The sequence below is a fragment of the Brevibacillus sp. AY1 genome (assembly GCF_029870785.1).
GTDB lineage: Bacteria > Bacillota > Bacilli > Brevibacillales > Brevibacillaceae > Brevibacillus > Brevibacillus invocatus.
Genome location: NZ_JAFLPN010000010.1, coordinates 114,903 through 130,397 on the forward strand (window position 1 = coordinate 114,903; position 15,495 = coordinate 130,397).

Consider the following 15,495-nt stretch of genomic DNA (forward strand, 5'->3'; position numbering starts at 1 on the left):
CGGGGGTTTTTCTCTTCCATACAAGCCCATACTAATTCCATCACCTTCGAATCAAACCTCTATCCGTCTTCTTGCAGGGTTGGGAGTTGAAGGCGATGCTCACCTGGGTGAGACCGTCAAACACCGATCTCGCGTAGCTCAGGACCCGACTCAACCCAACCTGCGCCAAGTGCACCTGATTCACTCCGAATTGCATGAAGAGCTGCGCCTGGCAGGCTTTGACGTTTCGTATGGACAGATGGGTGAGAATATTACGACTCGTGGCATTCCTCTGCTTGATTTCCCTACTGGCACCCGAAGGAACGGTTGATTGAACTTTCCACCCTCTATCCGGACCATGCAAAAATCTCGTACGAGTGTGCAGGCGTACACGACATGCTTGGGCATGAGAAGGAAGCCGTTCCCTATTATGAACAGGCAATCTCTTCCGATGCATTGTCAACAGAGGATCTTCGCGGTGCGTACCTGGGACTTGGCAGTACATACCGTTGCATCGGGGAATATGAAAAATCCATTGCTCTGCTGACGAAGGCAATCTCCCTTTTTCCTGAAGATCATTCCTTGAAGGTTTTCTTAGCTTTTGCCAAGTACAATGGGAAGGATTTCGAAGGTGCGATACAGCTTCTGTTGGATAGCTTGGTCGAAACATCTTCTAGTCAGCATATCCAGAAATACAGCCGGGCGATTCGCATTTACCGGGATCGTTTGGATCAAGTCTGGTAAAGTTGTGATGGGTTTTCGCAGCTTGTCCCCATCCATTCTCAAAAGATGTGCCTTTTCCATGTAACAGTCGACAATCCTGATTCGTACTACATGTATAGAAACACGTATTGTACAGAAGGGTTGTAGATCAATATGTCCATTACTTTAATCCTTGGATTAGGGGTCGCTGTAGTCATCGTTGCGATCGCAGCTATTGCTGTCACCCTACTTTCCAGTAAACGATAAAGATATTTACTGAAGCTAGCGTCGTTCCAATCAAAATTACAATTACTTTGAAAAAGGGGGATGTTCAGTGAATTTTAAAAGTCTTGCCGTTACACTATTATCCCTTGTAGTGACAACGGGGTTGCTTTACTTCATTGGTCATTTGTTCTCGGTTCCTTGGTTCATGTTTCATTACCAATCTTCCTTTACCCCAGATGGATTTGTCATTTCATCGGGTTCTTTCGTTCCAGTCATCATTGGTCTGGCTGTCAGTTTTTTTGCAGAAAGGCTCTATATGAAAAAGTGCCATCAAAAACTCGGGTAAATGTATCCGGGTTTATATTTTTTTGTGGAGCAAAGCAAGAAGGACCGGACCCCAGTTACGAGTTTGGCAAAACCCACAATGGTGGACGTCATCCGATTGGAGAATTCGCAGAGAGATTGCACTCATACTTAGTCATTTGTTAAAATCAGGAATTAAGGAGGTAGTCATGCTCGCCTATTTCAAAGGATGCACCGGATCGCTAATAAGCACCATTTTGTTATTTTTTATCGTACTCCCTAATCCAGACCTTAAACTGCTCGCCATGCTAACACCATTTATCTTTATAGGCGGAATTTTTGGTCTTATCCTCATGCACAGCCTCTATGTAATGAACGTGTCCCATTTTTGGCTACGGGTATTTTGTTTTGTACTTTTAGGTGGTTTGTTTGCATGGCTGCTTCATTTTTTCCTCCCTTTTCACTGGTCCCTAACCCTCATTACGGTTGTTGGATCTGTTTCATTTTTCCTTGTACAGCTTATAAAGCACGACGTTCCTGGTAAATCCCTTGCGATCATGGGCCCTCTTGTTTCACTTATACTCGGTTTTGCTACAAGAAACTCGTAATCTACGTATTCATATTCCGTAGAGGAAGTGAGCTCATTTGTTAGTATTTCTTCTTACGTTTGCTCCTCTTTTCTTTGATCTTCGTTCTTTTCCGAAAAAACGGGGTTTCCCATCCCCTTTCTCGCCTCTTGCTATTGAGCCTGATTTTTAGTTCCCTTGCCACAACATGTCTGGGTACAAACTACACACAAAGCCTCCTGCCTGACCAACAGGATGGGATAGCCGTTTCCAACTTTTTATCGTACTTCTTGATTGGCGAGGATCATTGGTCGCAAGATAAATTCAAATACTACTTTGATGGGTTCCTGGCTGCATCCTTTGTCCTGATGGTGTTATACGTTTTCGTTCTCGTACTTGAAACTCGGCAAAGAAAAAGTTAATTCCCATTTATGCACCAAAAATGGGGCCTTTTTGTTATCTTCCCTGAGGCTTTTTTAACTCTCTTTCGTAACATGGCTATTGAGGTGAGATCTTTGTCATAAGCAACAACAACCTTACAAGGAATAAAAGCCAAATCTACGTTCTTTATTTTGCGTAAGCTTTTTGCTATTTTCGTTGTAGCCTATGTCTAGAACTGTGATAGCGGATTGTCGCAAAAAAGCGCGAGAACTTCTCGCCAAAGGAAAGCCCCAGAATTGGATTGCTAGTGTTCTATTTATTATGATTTTGATACCCTGTGGCATTTTGGTGAGCTGGTACCTTTACAAAATTGCCGAATACCCCTGCTTACTTGCCTTTCTCATCCGGTTTGCAGAACTGTTTTAATTGAGTAAGCCCATTTTTCAATAGCTCCAACTGCTTTTGGATTTCGTCAAATTGCTGGTCGTCAGATTGATTGCAGGGCGGACAAGGGACTGGGGCAGGCAAAGTCTCCGGTTTATTGTTTAGCTTGGTTGTCTTATCGATGGCCAATATAAAAACATCAATGGCTATAATCCATAGAGCTATGACTGCCACATCATCATCTTGAAAAGATGACATCTTCATCCCCTCTTACTAATCGGGTTTCACCCTACTTTTTTCGTTCCTTGACTTGCTGTTCCAGTTCCCGCAATTCCATCTGCATTTGCATCAGTTGAAATTGTATCTGCTGTTTTTGTAGAATCTTCTTCTGTTCCTTTAATTGCGCCACCATTTCGTCTAATTGCTTTTGTGCCTTCCCGTTGGAGTCGGAGTTTGCAGCAGGCTCTGCTAAGACCGTAGCTCCAACTGCCGCAAATATATCCGCCATCACCGTTAACCAAACGCCAACAAGCGCGAGATCCTCGCCAACATTTTTACTTCCCATTCTTTCACCTCTCCAGGAAAACGCTCAGAAAGGGACTTTCCCTTTTATGTTATTCCTCAGCCCAAGAAAGGTGCTCAATCCAATTCGTTCGTGTAAACCATTTACCTTTATACACGTATTAAAGTCGTAGAGGTGATCAGGTGAATGCGATAAGACTGACCTTTAATTTTGCTTGTCTTCGTAATTTTACCAATCGATCTTTCCATTTGTATCCACTTCCGATACAAGGACTCGTTTAGGAGGAAACACATTGCTGCAAACGGCAAACCTTTTACTTCGATTCATCCTGGAATGGTGCGCTTTAACTGCTCTTGGATACTGGGGATTCCAATCGAGTGGTACGCTTTTGAAAAAAGTCACACTGGGTATTGGCGCTCCGCTGCTGCTCGCGGTCATTTGGGGCATGTTAGGTTCTCCAGGGGCGTCAGTGAAGCTGTCTACCTATGTACATCTGCTTTTGGAGATAATCGTGTTTGGTCTCCCTGCTCTCGCGCTTTACGTTGCAGGAAAGCAAAGTTTAGCCTTAATCTATGGCCTTTTAGTAGTGATGAATCGGTTCTTGATGTTCATCTGGAACCAATGATTAGGTCAGGTGAAAGGAATCGTTATGTCACGTACAGAACTCGCGAAACAACGACTCGAAGGCTACACGAATGACCTAGACCAGCTGTTGCAGGAACAGAAAAAAGATTACTCAAAGATTGTGCAAAGAGCTATCAGCAATGAGATCCATCAGCTACAAAAATCAATCAGACATTGGGACAACGTTCTCCAATTACAGACCGAAGTTTAAAGGTCTGTTTTTTTGTTCAGTCATCCTTTTCTAAACTGCTAGCTTGCTTTTTTTAAAAACGGTTGAACGAACTGAGCGTTGGTGATTCGAAAAAACCGATCGCATCCATCGTCAGGTTAATCTGTTTGAATAAACGGCCTCGTGATATGATGTTTACTACTTAGCTAGGGGGTGGCCTTTATGAATGAATTGATATTTCGCTTGTCACAGATCATTGATGCGTTACCACCGGAACTGGAAGCGCTCTCGGAAACAGCTTTGGCGTCACGTCCCTCTCCAAACAAGTGGTCATCCAAGGAAATATTGGGGCATTTGTGTGATTCTGCTATTCATAATCTAACCCGGTTCATACATGCACAAATGGAGGAAGCTCCTTTTTCCATTCAGAAATATGACCAGAATCAGTGGGTACGATTGCAGCATTACCAACTCGCACCGATTACAGGCATCATCCCGTTTTGGATCTATTTGAATAAGTCTATCCTTCGCATTATTTCTGCCATACCCCAAGAAAAATGCACCACCGTGTGCATCTTGCCGAATGGTGATACCGTGACGTTGCAATGGCTTGTCAGCGATTATCTAACCCATATGGAGCATCATTTGCAGCAAATGGCCGAAAATTTGAAATTAGGCGGTAAATCATGACGCCCAAATCCGATTTTGGTGGACTGGTCGATACCAACGAAACACATGCATCTTCCTTCTTTCCCATACTTTCTCTTTTGTTATACCCCTACACAAATTCCTTCCGTTCCGTTTCTTTAATGCCCTTTCGCAGCAGCTTGAGATGACCGCATTGACGCTTATATTTGATTACACCCTTAATTAAGGAGATGCTTAATTGGTTGCGAAGGACACACTCTGCCTCATCTTCACTGCGCTCGCCGATCCGCCCCGGAACACCCTGACCAAGCTGTCACGATCGTTCTATCAATAGGCGGCAGTTTAGGGCCTTATTTTCCAATCCTAGACTGTCGCTGATTTATGCCTTTGTTACGATTTTATGTTTCTCTCTTAAAGCATGATTTTCGCAAAGCCCGTGTTTTGTAAAACCGATCCCGTAACCCATGTTCTCCATTTGCGTAATAAAGCGTGAAGGAGTGATTTCCGTGCTCAACTTTGAATCAATCGTTTTGTCGACACTCTTCCTAGTTAGTTGGGGATTTATCGTAAGCTCCAATTCACTTCGTAAAAAATGGGTATACATACTGATCACCTTCATCATTTTTTGGGTGATTGTCGAATTAGTAAACTACTTTGACCCTCCCGCCCCTCCATATAAAGCCTTCGATGTGACTCTTTATTTCTTAAAAACCCATTTACACAAAATAATTTACAATCCCTAGTTAATGTCCGAAAACAGAAAATGATTGTTCTTAATTGCCGTTGTCATTAAGATTGATGTGGTTTTCGACACAGATACTCATCGAGCTTACTTACCCTTTTATATTAAAGGTTTTTTTCATTAACGATTTGGATAAACCCATCGAAACTTGTCTTCTTCATTTCAGTAAGATCTATGTATTGCTTACTGATTTTTCCCTTCCCTTTCTCCCTGTGGTATAATGAATAAAAAACAATGGGGTGTATTATTGAAGAGACAGTTTTTGATGATTGTAAGAGATATAACCAAACCACAAATGGATCTGGCCGCCGATGTAGTAAAAGATTTTAACGAATTCATTAACTTGATCCCAATTGAGTCTAAATCTGATGCAGGCTATAGCTTATACCTCGATATCCAACAAGGAGATGTTGCTATAACCGTCTTAGAAACACGTACGTTCCTAAAAAACTGGTTTAAGCCTTTCAAAATCGAATGTGATTCGAATCCAAGAGACTTTTATTAAGAGTCTTTTTTTATTACACATGTTGTTGCAACGCCGTATTCCTTGATCAGCGTTCCGTACGTATCAAAATACTTAGTACGCCACCAAGGATGCACATTCTCGGATTGCTTTTTCCCATAAAAACAAAAAACCCTCCCTTCCGACCAAGGGAAGAAAAGGGAGGCTGGGTGGACTGGGCTCAAATCTCTAGTTCACCAAGTCGAACGAGTTCGACTACTGCTTGAGATCGACCTTTGACCCCTAATTTTTGCATGACATTCGAGATGTGTTTTGAAACACACCGTCTATAACCATCTTATCGCCTCATGAATATACTGCATGTTTTCGTGGAACCCCCAACCGATTCCTTCCGTTTTTTCAACGACAGCGGAGATTCTTTCTTCAAACTCCTCAAATAAATCGTAACCATCCTCTCCATTCACCATTTCAATGACCGAGGCAAACAACTTCAAAATGCTTTCATAAAACCGAGCATCAATATCACCATACGCATTCGTAAACTCCACACCCATTTCAACGTAAAAGAGCTTTAATTCCAATGTATGTTTTGGGCTTTGGGTGATCTTTTCAAACTCATCAATTGCCTTTTTTGCATCTGCTAACCTCAGTTTTCCGAACCCTCGGTCTGGAAAGAACTCATCCTTCACCTTTTTCTCATAGACAGGAAACAATGCCTCTATCGCTTCCTCACCTAATAACTGAATGGTTAGAAATTGCTCGGTTTGCTTGCTCAACTTAAAGGTATCAACCAGCAATTGAATAAGATCTGGCTGTGAAAGGGATTGCAATTGTTTTTTCAGCTTCGCCGTTGTTAGCTTAATAGGTTTTTTTGTTTTTTCAACTTCCTCAGGCTCTTTTGGATTTAGTTGCTTTTCCTTTTGCAGAAGCTGTTCATTTACTCCTGCAAGGTCAAAATACTCGGGATCAAACCCTTTTTTCAACCACGCAATCGTATCTTTATATTCAGGATGTGACTTCGTTGCTATAATCTCCAGAATCCTTTGATAACCATAGATACCACCGCAATCTTCTGGCGGGCAATGCCGTTCCCCTTCCAGACATACAGGATACTGTCCCTCAGGCTGGTCAGGAAAAATTTTTTCCAAAATGATTTCGTGTCCCCAATCATCGCCAAAGTCGTAGACATATAGCACCTTCTGTCCTTCTTTGGTGAGATGGTCAACGATTTTTTCCCTTCGTGCATTCAGCTCTGGTGTGTTTCCAGATGGGAATGTCGGATCTGGACGGGTAATCGTGAACGACCCAAAATCAAACAAATAGAGATGATACCCTTCCCACCCCATGACAATCTGCATAGTTTTATGCAATTGATGAAAAGTAATTGAGCTATCTACTCGGAATCTTCTCCAGATTGTCGGGTGTATATCTTTTAATGCCACTTTAAATTGATAGATCATCTGTTCTACTCCTTGCTTACAAAAGTACGATTTATCAACATTCTAACCCTAATATAGCTGATAGCAAAAGTCCCCATTCCATAAATAAGAACTGAGGTAAATGCAGACCTGATATGTTGTAATTAAATTTTTACGAAAAGGTCTGCACTTACGATTATTTGCATATAGAAAAGCAAAAACAGGGAGGCACTACTTTGTGCCTCCCACTATTGTTTTTTCAGATATTCCATTTATGCTTAGTTCATCCAACTGTATTCCAAACGTTGTCATGACATATATTTGCTTATCCTGACTTACTTCAATTCGTGCAATCAGTTTTTTCAGCGTTAGGTGCAACTCATCAAAATTATCATAATCCAAATCTAAAAGTTCGTCTAAAGAGTCCATTACTTCTTCGTATAATTGAGTTAAATCCGCCTTTTTTTGAAGCCCCTGCTTCAAATTATGAACCCTATTTTCCCATCCTTGAATTTCTTGTTCGTAATGCCTTTTCTCATACTCATACTGCTCCTCATCACGAAATGCACCACGCATTTTTTCTTTCCGTAATTCAAGGATGCATCTACGGTTTTCGTCAATATTTTTTTCTAATCGTTTAATCTCGGATTCAATATCATAGGTATTAATCTGTATGTTATCTTTGAATCGTTCCAGTAATTGTTCAGCCGAGGTAATGCTCCGTAATCGGTTGGACAGTTCCTCAAGCAGGTCGTCTCGGAACGAATAATAAGGAAGCCAAAAGTTATTTGTGCAACCTGCATCTCCCTGTCTTCTGCGCCTAGAACAAACCAGATAACGATATTCCCTGCCGTCAGCCAAATTCTTGCCGTTTTTACTTTTCATACTGACCATCGCTGAGCCACATTGCTTGCACACAATCATTTTAGCAAATACATTTTTTCGGTTCCTAACTCCTCCACGCTCTCCACCGCCACGTTCTAGACGAATTTCTTGAGCTTTCATAAATGTTTCTTCATCAATAATTGGTTCATGTGTTTGAGGTTCATGCGCTCTTTGCCACTCTGATGGGTCCTTTTGTATTTGCTTTTTCTTTCTTTCCGTTGTGTCGTTTACATTGGTAAAAACTTTTACCGATTCATATTTACCAAACGCATTTCTTCCTATATAAGCTTCATTCTGCAAGATCCTCTGAATACTTGTAATTCCCCACTTGCCTTTTTTGGGTGAAGGTATACCCTTTTTATTCAGATAATCAACAATCGCTTTTTCACCCATTTTATTTGCCGTATAAAGTTGAAAAATCTTCTGAACAATATATTTTGAATCTTCGTCTGGGATAAGCATTTTTCTATCGTTTACCAACTGCTTTTTATAGCCAAACGGAGGAATACTGCCTGTAAAATTTCCTTTTAGTGCGGATTGCCTTTTCCCACGACGGGAACTGTAGCTAATTTGTTCGCTTAATTTTTGGTTCACAGCAGAAATAATCGTAAATTTCAATTCATCTACATCCTTTTTGGAATCATAGCCTTCATCAATGGATATCAGCCTTATTCCTAGTGCATCAACTAATTTTCGTTTTAAATTCAATGCATCTCCAGTATCGCGGGCGAAACGTGAAAGTGAGGCAAAGATCACAATATCGAAAGCACCGTTTTGTGCGTCCTTCATTAACCTTTGTATAGCTGGACGGTCAGTAATCGTCGTACCTGTGTCACGGTCTTCATAAATCAAATTCTCTTGTACTTCTAAATTTTCTTGTTTAGCACGTTCTCGACACACTCCAACTTGATGTTCTGGACTGTCTTTTTGGCTAGATTTCATAGTACTAACACGTACATAGATGGCTGTGCGATTTCTATCTACTGATTGGTTAGAAAAATTTCGTCTCATTGTTGTGTTCCTCCTCTATACAGAAAAGCAAATCCCTTTGGCATTGAACCGACCAAAGGGACTGCTGACAATCTCTTTTCTCTATGTGAAACGGATAACGAACTGTTACCGCATGTCAATGTGATTATTCATGATATGAATCCTATTAGTGCGAAAATTGGAATAACCATTAGGTTAAACTGCACGTCCCAAAACGGATGTTTTTTTCACTCGAGGATTACCGCTGTTAAAATCGTCCACGTTTTTATGAACTACTTGTCTTGCCAAATCATCCACAATTTCATGCAAATTTCCTTGTCCTAAGTGAATATTGATTGTATATGGTTTTCCATTTTTATCCCAACGCATATCGCATTCCCCTCTCGTCTTGTTCGTTATTCATTTTTATGACAACTCTAAGTTGTACCATTACTTAAACCAGTGCTAATCCTTCATTTATCAAAATCAGACGTTCAATTATACAGCTGAAACCATTCGAATCAAAATGTTATGTATACACACTAGCTCGTTTATTTATGACAGGAATTATTTAGCGGAGCGTGCAATTCAAAGTTTAAACGGTGTAACGGTTCGTTTAAGTACTTCTTTAAGCTCTTCTAATCCAACTCTATTTTCTTGCTGTCCAAATGCAATTGCATTATGGCTAATCTGTCTCACCAAAGGTTTTGTTTCTTTTTCAAAAAAATCAATAGCGATTTTTTCACCTATGTATGCCTTGTTATTTACCGAAGCCAAGCATAAAAATATGTTTCTTGCACACTCAAAATCCTCGGATAAGAAATAGAATAGATAGGGCATATGTTGATACAGCTTTTGAACCCATTTCCTGATCAATTTAATTTCGAACAATTCCTTGCCGTCTTCTGGCTGATAGCCATAAAACCTTAGAACAATCCTATTTTGCAAACTTTCTTTTTCGGTATAATGGAAATATTTCAGCTTTGATACGACCTTTCTAATATCCTCGTTTTTCAATTCTTGAAACGAAATATTAATACAAAGTGGATAATTCTGGTTTCTATCTTCATTCGATTCAATATCTAAATCGAGTATTAAACTTGTTAGATTACTCATGATTAACCTCCGATAAAATGATTTTTATTTTGACTAGAATTATGTAAATTTGTGCTTATCAAGCTATGTACAGATTATCCAAACGCTTGTTGGCGATGACGATATATTCTGGATTAGTCTCAAACGAGATCCACTGACGGCGCAAAAGTTCTGCTCCTACGACTTCAGTTCCTGACCCGCAAAAGGGAACAAGAACGATGTCTCCCTCATTCGAGTGCAGATTAAGCAAAATATCAGTCAAGCCTTCCAATGGCTTTTGAGTCGGGTGTTTGCCCTGTTTTTTCTCCCTCGGAGGCGTTAAACTCTTCATTATCACATTGCGGATATTCTTGCCGTCATTTAAAGATTTTGCGTAATTTAGATTGTACGTCCAACCGTTTCCTTTGCTTGCCCATATAATGTTCTCGGTGCTTTCGGTTGGATTTCTGCCTGTCCAGCAAGGAGCCGCGTTGGTCTTGTACCACGTATATTCTGAACGGATATGAAATCCGATTTTTTCGATGAACCAACCAGTCATATAAATGTTGTGCTTCGTTCCATAGGTCAATAAAGAACCACCAGGCTTCAATACACGAAAACTTTCTTCCAACCACGAATATGTAAAGGATTCAAAATCGTCTATGGTATCCCAATCTTCCTTTACGGTACGGAATTTCTTATTGTTTGCTTCAAGATAGCTACCCTTTTTGCCAATGTTATAGGGCGGGTCAGCAAGGATAAGTGAAATACTGTTGTCGGGTATCAGTTTCATTCCTATGTTCACGTCAAGCTGATAAATTCGGTTTAGTTCAAGGCTTCCAAGTAATTTCTTCATTTTGCATCTCTCCCAGAATGATTAGGTTTTCATTTTTTTGTTATCCTCCAATCACGTTCCCTGTGTTTTGGCGGTATTTATGAAACAATTTGAGCATGAATGGACGGTGAAGCCATTCCGCCGTATTGGAAAATCAAGCCGTCTTATTAATAGGGCAATTCTTTCCCATCGTTATCTAGAACCTCGAAGCCTTCATACTCCCTTGGAGGCAAATCTCTTATGTAATCCATAATCTCAGCCAAAGTTTGCATATCCTTTAAGGCATAAAGCGTTTCAACCTCTAGGTGCGTCCAAAATGCGAAGTAATTATCGGGATAGTATCCACTGTAATAATCCTTGCTTACCCTCAAATCGCCTGATTCAGATTTTTCACATGTCACTAGTTGATTGTTTTCAATAAATCGAACTTCACTTACCCATCCGTTATTTAGCAACAATTGGGCTTGCTTATAGCGATCCCCTTCAAATTTCCCTTCGAAGATGTACCCGTCATAATACAGGTCGTCAACAACGTTCCGATAAACAAAGACCTCTGTTTTATTGAAGTTAATAAGTTTTACGGCTTCGTTTTCTTGGCAGACACCAGTATGTGAGGTTTCTCCAAGATACATGTGGGCGAACTGGACGAGGAGCAGAAGTTCAAGCAGAGTCATTACTTTTATGTCGCATTCATATTTGTATTCGACCTTTCCGATTAAATCAGATACGGCTCTGTCGTATTCAAACGGGTTATATCGGTCAAGAACGATTTCAACCACCAGTTTCCTTCCTGAATCGGACAAGTCTAGGCTTCTAATCTTGCTGTAGAATTCTAGGAAACAATTAATCGTATCTTGAGCGGTCATTTCGTTTTGAGTTATGTTTAAATATTCCTTCACTTTATGTAATGGTGTAGATAATGTAATTCCGTTTTGTTCCAGTGATATTTTGAATTGTTGCAACATGATTTTCATCCTCCATTTTTTTATTTGATTGCTTAGTTGGGTTGATGGGGGGAGAACCCCCATCACTCTTGGTTGAATCTTATTTCCAACATTTTGGCGACCATTTCTTCATATGAAAATACCCTGTATGATTTGGTTTCGTAGTATTGGTACTCTTCTTCGGCTTCATCCTCTTCAATTTCATAATCGCTGGTGTCCAAACAATCCTCTTCATCTTCACTTTCAAAATCGTCACTATCCAGGTAATCCTCTTCGTCTTCATCAAAGGCATTATTCCTTTCGATAAACCTACCGAGGTCAAACGTTATTTCTGCTGCCTGTTTTATTTCGTTTCCTTTCAGCATTTTTATATGAAATCCAATGCTTGTTCCGTTCTTGTCGTAGTCAGGTTCGTGATTGACTATGTAAAAGTCATTACGATTAAAGTGGTTATTCAACTGCTCCTGCAGATATTTTGCAAAGTTGTGCTGGTGCAGAAATTCAACGAATTTTAAATTGGCGTTAATATAAACGATGCAGTTATTTGGCAGATATAGATATGAAATCTCCGTGGCGAGTTCGATTGCAAGGAACACGAACATGTAAAAGCATTCTGTATTAATGAAATGGCTTGGCGTTACAATTACTTTCTGGTTATTTTTAGTTCGCATTTGAACTACCTCCATTTTTTGAATTACCCTGCTGGCGAGACGACCTCAACCCACAGGACGAGGCAGGGTCGTGTTGATAGGCAATAACGGCATTATCAACTACACCGCCGAGTTTTCATAAACGACCTTCTACACACTCGGAAAGGTAAGGTCGTGTTGATAGGCGATAACGGCATTATCAACTATACCGACGTTTTTTCAGGTGTCGTCACACCCACTGAGCAAAAGAAAAAGGAGTCTGGCAGTGGTACCAGAACTCCTTAAAATAGCAAAAAAACCAAGGAATTTTAGTACCTGTAAAGCTTCGATCCACTTACAAGAGGATTGCTGTTGCTTAGAGCTGGACATACTCTGCCCTTTACTAAGCCAGAATCTTACTTCCTAACGGACACATTTTTATCCCGTTGAGAAGTCAGTAATCAACAGCATTTTAGTTGTAAGTTGATTGGTGCCTCCTATTTGGATAACCAGCAGAGTTAAAATAACCCTAGCCAATCTTTCCATTTGAAAGCACTTAGCATTACAGCACCCATTACAGGCACTAAAATTACTTGGTTTTAAATTAATAGTTTTGTTTATTATTATCGCTGGCTAATGAACCACACCCCTTATTGGATTCTTTCAGCTAAGATTTTGCTAGCTGTGTTAGTGATTATATATGGGCTAGAATTCGATTGTCAATACCTTTTATCAAAAAATTTAAAGAACCGCCTTCTGAAAATAAAAGCGGTTCTTATGTACAAATACGTTATGCTCCTTTCAATAACATCGAATACTTCCTCTCTATATTCCCCAAAATCCTGTCGTTCACTCTGCCCAGCCGTTCGATTAATCTTCCCCTTTTATCAAAAGTCGTTAGCTGGCATACATCTAAACGGATTTTCAAAAAGCCATAACTTGTTTTGCGGTAAACTGTTTCGATATATTGGTCATCCTCCTGATCCTCAGTTGCTGATAAGACAGCAATTGAAGTGGGCGAGAAGCGATTACCCATATCGTTCTGCAAAATGAGGAGAATGACTTCCTTTCTGTTAAAAGCATCCAGCCCCGATATATCCGCTCGCCACAATTCTCCTCGTTTTACGAGCATTTGAGTCTGCTTTCCGTATCGAAAATTTGCCTTTTTCTCCAATTCCATCATACTTACGCTCCTTTTTCGTTTGGATACGTAAGTATAGTCGATGTTTCTATTTTACAGAAATATCAGGTAACTCTGTTTAGTTAATCGTCAATCTTTCACTATTGATTTATCAACCGTTAAATTTTGCTCATTATGGCTATTGTCCCCTGACTTCAATAACCGTCAATGTCTAGCAATTGGCTTTAACGTCAAAGTTTGCTGACATATAATATATAATAATATTACGCTTCAACATCAAAACTGCACTTCTTTATTTGGATCCTACATTCCACGGAATGTATCTTTTTAAAAGAAGTTGTTTAGGCTGGGTCCTCATCAAAAAATAGAGGTGAGGTGCTTTATAATATCAGTCTCCAGTACATCCAACCATTTTGCCAAGAACCAGGGCGACCGCCCAATAATTATGCTGTCAGCGTGACCAGAAGCTCCGTCTTTTCCTCGATAAAATAAGACCACCCATCCTCAGAACCATTTTTAATCCCCCGCAAAATGTCTATCTACCTTCCACCCCCAAACCCTTTTTACCGAGAAAGCCTTTTAATGTATGTACCCCTACTAGCTTCTTCAAAAGAGATCCATCGTCTTGCGACGTAATATTATTCTATACTATATGTCGCCAGATTCTAACGCCGTTAGAAAATGACGGTTAATCCCCTTACTGAACAATCCCATCATCGTCCATTCATCACTCATTCTTCACTCATTTCACAGAAAATTTGACATTTCGTTTTTCTGATATATAACTATAATACGAACAAAACGAGAACAAGGAGGGACACCCAAATGATTAGCAAAAAAGTCTTTTACTCTACAGCAGACTTTGACTCCATAATGAAGTTCTTCACATTAATTACTAACGGAGAACCAACAGCGCATCAAAATGGATATAGCCTTTATGTATCTAGGGGAATACGAATCGGCATATCCCGATTGCTGGATGGAATTGTCCGAATTACGTTATCCAGACGTATGGAACGTAACAACCAAGAACTGTACAACCAGATACTTGCTGTAATCGAAGAAAATACCCACTTCACTGTGTTAAATGAAACCACCTATATGCAAATCAATGCCGAGGTGAAATAGAACATGCAAACCCATATGAACGCTCACGAAAAAAACAAAAAATACTCGCAAATTTTTCCGTCAGGTGCCATTCGCCTCGAGTATTTAGAGAACATCTACTCTATGTTGGACAGTTACTCTTATTTATTCATTGCAACCTATTTAGAGCGGAACCTCGGCTCAAAATATCATCCAAACATAGGTCAAGCCCTAACCTGGATTAAATGCACCAAAGGGGAGACGGGACTGTTCCGAGACAGAACGATTAATGATTTAAGAATTAGTTTAGAGCGTTGCCCATTTATTCAGCCAGAAGAATTGACTTGCGAAGATTTGCAACTACTCGTTGAGTTTTCCGAATTTACATACGACAAGTTCTAATTGATGAGGATGGCAAGTTTGACATCACGAAAAACCAGTATATGATAAGCATACAAAAATTTTAAGGAGCTGATTGAAATGAAGTTAACCTTTATACGAGAGCAGATGAGCCAAAAATATAAGAACATACATACGCAGAGATTTTATAACCTTGAGCTATTCGAGAAAATCGAAGCGGGCGTATTTCCTTCCTGTCTGGGAGCAAAAGCAACCCAAATAATAAACTGGATAAACTACGACTACACATCGAAAACATACACAGATTTATATGCTCACCGTTCACTCAATGACCTAATTTACGCCCTCCAGTACTTTTATGGAGTCACATTTGTGAATGTCAATCAAAATGTTGACCACCGTGCTCATCAAAAAATTGACCACCATGGCAAAAATCAATCCACCC

General features: G+C 40.1%; 20 protein-coding genes and 1 pseudogene. 10 read left to right on the forward strand and 11 right to left on the reverse strand.

Annotated features, from left to right (window positions below; all coding sequences use genetic code 11):
- Nucleotides 1–79: 79 nt before the first annotated feature.
- The 4 genes from JZI27_RS11115 (at nt 80) to JZI27_RS11130 (ending at nt 1,817) form a co-directional block, all read left to right on the forward strand.
- Nucleotides 80–310, forward strand: a complete 231-nt coding sequence (locus JZI27_RS11115) for a hypothetical protein (RefSeq protein WP_280207550.1) — start codon at nt 80–82, stop codon at nt 308–310.
- The gene (locus JZI27_RS11120) at nt 307–723 is read left to right on the forward strand and encodes a tetratricopeptide repeat protein (RefSeq protein ID WP_245997245.1); all 417 of its coding nucleotides are present in this window, start codon (nt 307–309) and stop codon (nt 721–723) included. Before JZI27_RS11115 ends, JZI27_RS11120 begins: the two co-directional genes overlap by 4 nt.
- 292 nt (nt 724–1,015) lie before the next feature.
- The gene (locus JZI27_RS11125; RefSeq protein WP_251243004.1) at nt 1,016–1,252 is read left to right on the forward strand and encodes a hypothetical protein; all 237 of its coding nucleotides are present in this window, start codon (nt 1,016–1,018) and stop codon (nt 1,250–1,252) included.
- 166 nt (nt 1,253–1,418) lie between these two features.
- Entirely contained in the window at nt 1,419–1,817 is a 399-nt protein-coding gene (locus JZI27_RS11130) for a hypothetical protein (RefSeq protein WP_280207551.1), read from the forward strand.
- Nucleotides 1,818–2,543: 726 nt separating this feature from the next.
- On the opposite strand, the gene JZI27_RS11135 is transcribed toward JZI27_RS11130, so the two are convergent.
- On the reverse strand, nt 2,544–2,798 hold the full coding sequence (locus JZI27_RS11135; protein ID WP_251243006.1) for a hypothetical protein: 255 nt from the start codon (nt 2,796–2,798) through the stop codon (nt 2,544–2,546).
- A 31-nt stretch (nt 2,799–2,829) separates the two neighbouring features.
- Nucleotides 2,830–3,105 (reverse strand): hypothetical protein, encoded by a 276-nt coding sequence (locus JZI27_RS11140; protein WP_251243007.1) that lies wholly within the window; start codon nt 3,103–3,105, stop codon nt 2,830–2,832.
- 250 nt (nt 3,106–3,355) lie between these two features.
- On the opposite strand from JZI27_RS11140, the gene JZI27_RS11145 reads away from it, so the two are divergent.
- The 3 genes from JZI27_RS11145 (at nt 3,356) to JZI27_RS11155 (ending at nt 5,751) form a co-directional block, all read left to right on the forward strand.
- Complete coding sequence (locus tag JZI27_RS11145) at nt 3,356–3,688, forward strand: YrdB family protein (RefSeq protein WP_122910964.1); 333 nt, start codon at nt 3,356–3,358, stop codon at nt 3,686–3,688.
- Nucleotides 3,689–4,078: 390 nt separating this feature from the next.
- A complete protein-coding gene (locus JZI27_RS11150) occupies nt 4,079–4,546 on the forward strand; it encodes a DinB family protein (protein ID WP_251243008.1) in 468 nt (155 codons plus the stop codon).
- A 965-nt stretch (nt 4,547–5,511) separates the two neighbouring features.
- Nucleotides 5,512–5,751: a hypothetical protein gene (locus JZI27_RS11155; RefSeq protein WP_122909895.1), complete on the forward strand. Its 240-nt coding sequence runs from the start codon at nt 5,512–5,514 to the stop codon at nt 5,749–5,751.
- A gap of 178 nt (nt 5,752–5,929) precedes the next feature.
- Here the strand turns inward: JZI27_RS11155 and JZI27_RS11160 are convergent.
- The 9 genes and pseudogenes from JZI27_RS11160 to JZI27_RS11200 form a co-directional block, all read right to left on the reverse strand.
- A pseudogene (locus tag JZI27_RS11160) lies at nt 5,930–6,034 on the reverse strand (LuxR C-terminal-related transcriptional regulator); the annotation flags it as partial.
- Between the two features lies 1 nt (nt 6,035).
- On the reverse strand, nt 6,036–7,169 hold the full coding sequence (locus JZI27_RS11165) for a plasmid pRiA4b ORF-3 family protein (RefSeq protein ID WP_280207552.1): 1,134 nt from the start codon (nt 7,167–7,169) through the stop codon (nt 6,036–6,038).
- A gap of 189 nt (nt 7,170–7,358) precedes the next feature.
- Nucleotides 7,359–9,023, reverse strand: a complete 1,665-nt coding sequence (locus JZI27_RS11170; protein ID WP_280207553.1) for a recombinase family protein — start codon at nt 9,021–9,023, stop codon at nt 7,359–7,361.
- A 174-nt stretch (nt 9,024–9,197) separates the two neighbouring features.
- Nucleotides 9,198–9,371: a hypothetical protein gene (locus JZI27_RS11175; protein ID WP_280207554.1), complete on the reverse strand. Its 174-nt coding sequence runs from the start codon at nt 9,369–9,371 to the stop codon at nt 9,198–9,200.
- A gap of 198 nt (nt 9,372–9,569) precedes the next feature.
- The gene (locus JZI27_RS11180) at nt 9,570–10,097 is read right to left on the reverse strand and encodes a hypothetical protein (RefSeq protein ID WP_280207555.1); all 528 of its coding nucleotides are present in this window, start codon (nt 10,095–10,097) and stop codon (nt 9,570–9,572) included.
- 58 nt (nt 10,098–10,155) lie between these two features.
- Entirely contained in the window at nt 10,156–10,911 is a 756-nt protein-coding gene (locus JZI27_RS11185) for a DNA-methyltransferase (protein WP_280207556.1), read from the reverse strand.
- 146 nt (nt 10,912–11,057) lie between these two features.
- Nucleotides 11,058–11,855 (reverse strand): hypothetical protein, encoded by a 798-nt coding sequence (locus JZI27_RS11190; RefSeq protein WP_280207557.1) that lies wholly within the window; start codon nt 11,853–11,855, stop codon nt 11,058–11,060.
- Between the two features lie 62 nt (nt 11,856–11,917).
- Complete coding sequence (locus JZI27_RS11195; protein WP_280207558.1) at nt 11,918–12,505, reverse strand: hypothetical protein; 588 nt, start codon at nt 12,503–12,505, stop codon at nt 11,918–11,920.
- A gap of 748 nt (nt 12,506–13,253) precedes the next feature.
- The gene (locus JZI27_RS11200) at nt 13,254–13,646 is read right to left on the reverse strand and encodes a type II toxin-antitoxin system PemK/MazF family toxin (RefSeq protein WP_280207559.1); all 393 of its coding nucleotides are present in this window, start codon (nt 13,644–13,646) and stop codon (nt 13,254–13,256) included.
- Nucleotides 13,647–14,429: 783 nt separating this feature from the next.
- Between JZI27_RS11200 and JZI27_RS11205 the strand changes: the two genes are divergently transcribed.
- From JZI27_RS11205 to JZI27_RS11215, 3 genes are all read left to right on the forward strand, one after another.
- Nucleotides 14,430–14,732, forward strand: coding sequence for a hypothetical protein (locus JZI27_RS11205; RefSeq protein WP_280207560.1), 303 nt, complete (start codon nt 14,430–14,432; stop codon nt 14,730–14,732).
- A 3-nt stretch (nt 14,733–14,735) separates the two neighbouring features.
- Entirely contained in the window at nt 14,736–15,092 is a 357-nt protein-coding gene (locus JZI27_RS11210; protein WP_280207561.1) for a hypothetical protein, read from the forward strand.
- 78 nt (nt 15,093–15,170) lie between these two features.
- Nucleotides 15,171–15,495 (forward strand): hypothetical protein (locus JZI27_RS11215; RefSeq protein WP_280207562.1); only part of this gene is annotated, 325 nt, incomplete at its 3' end.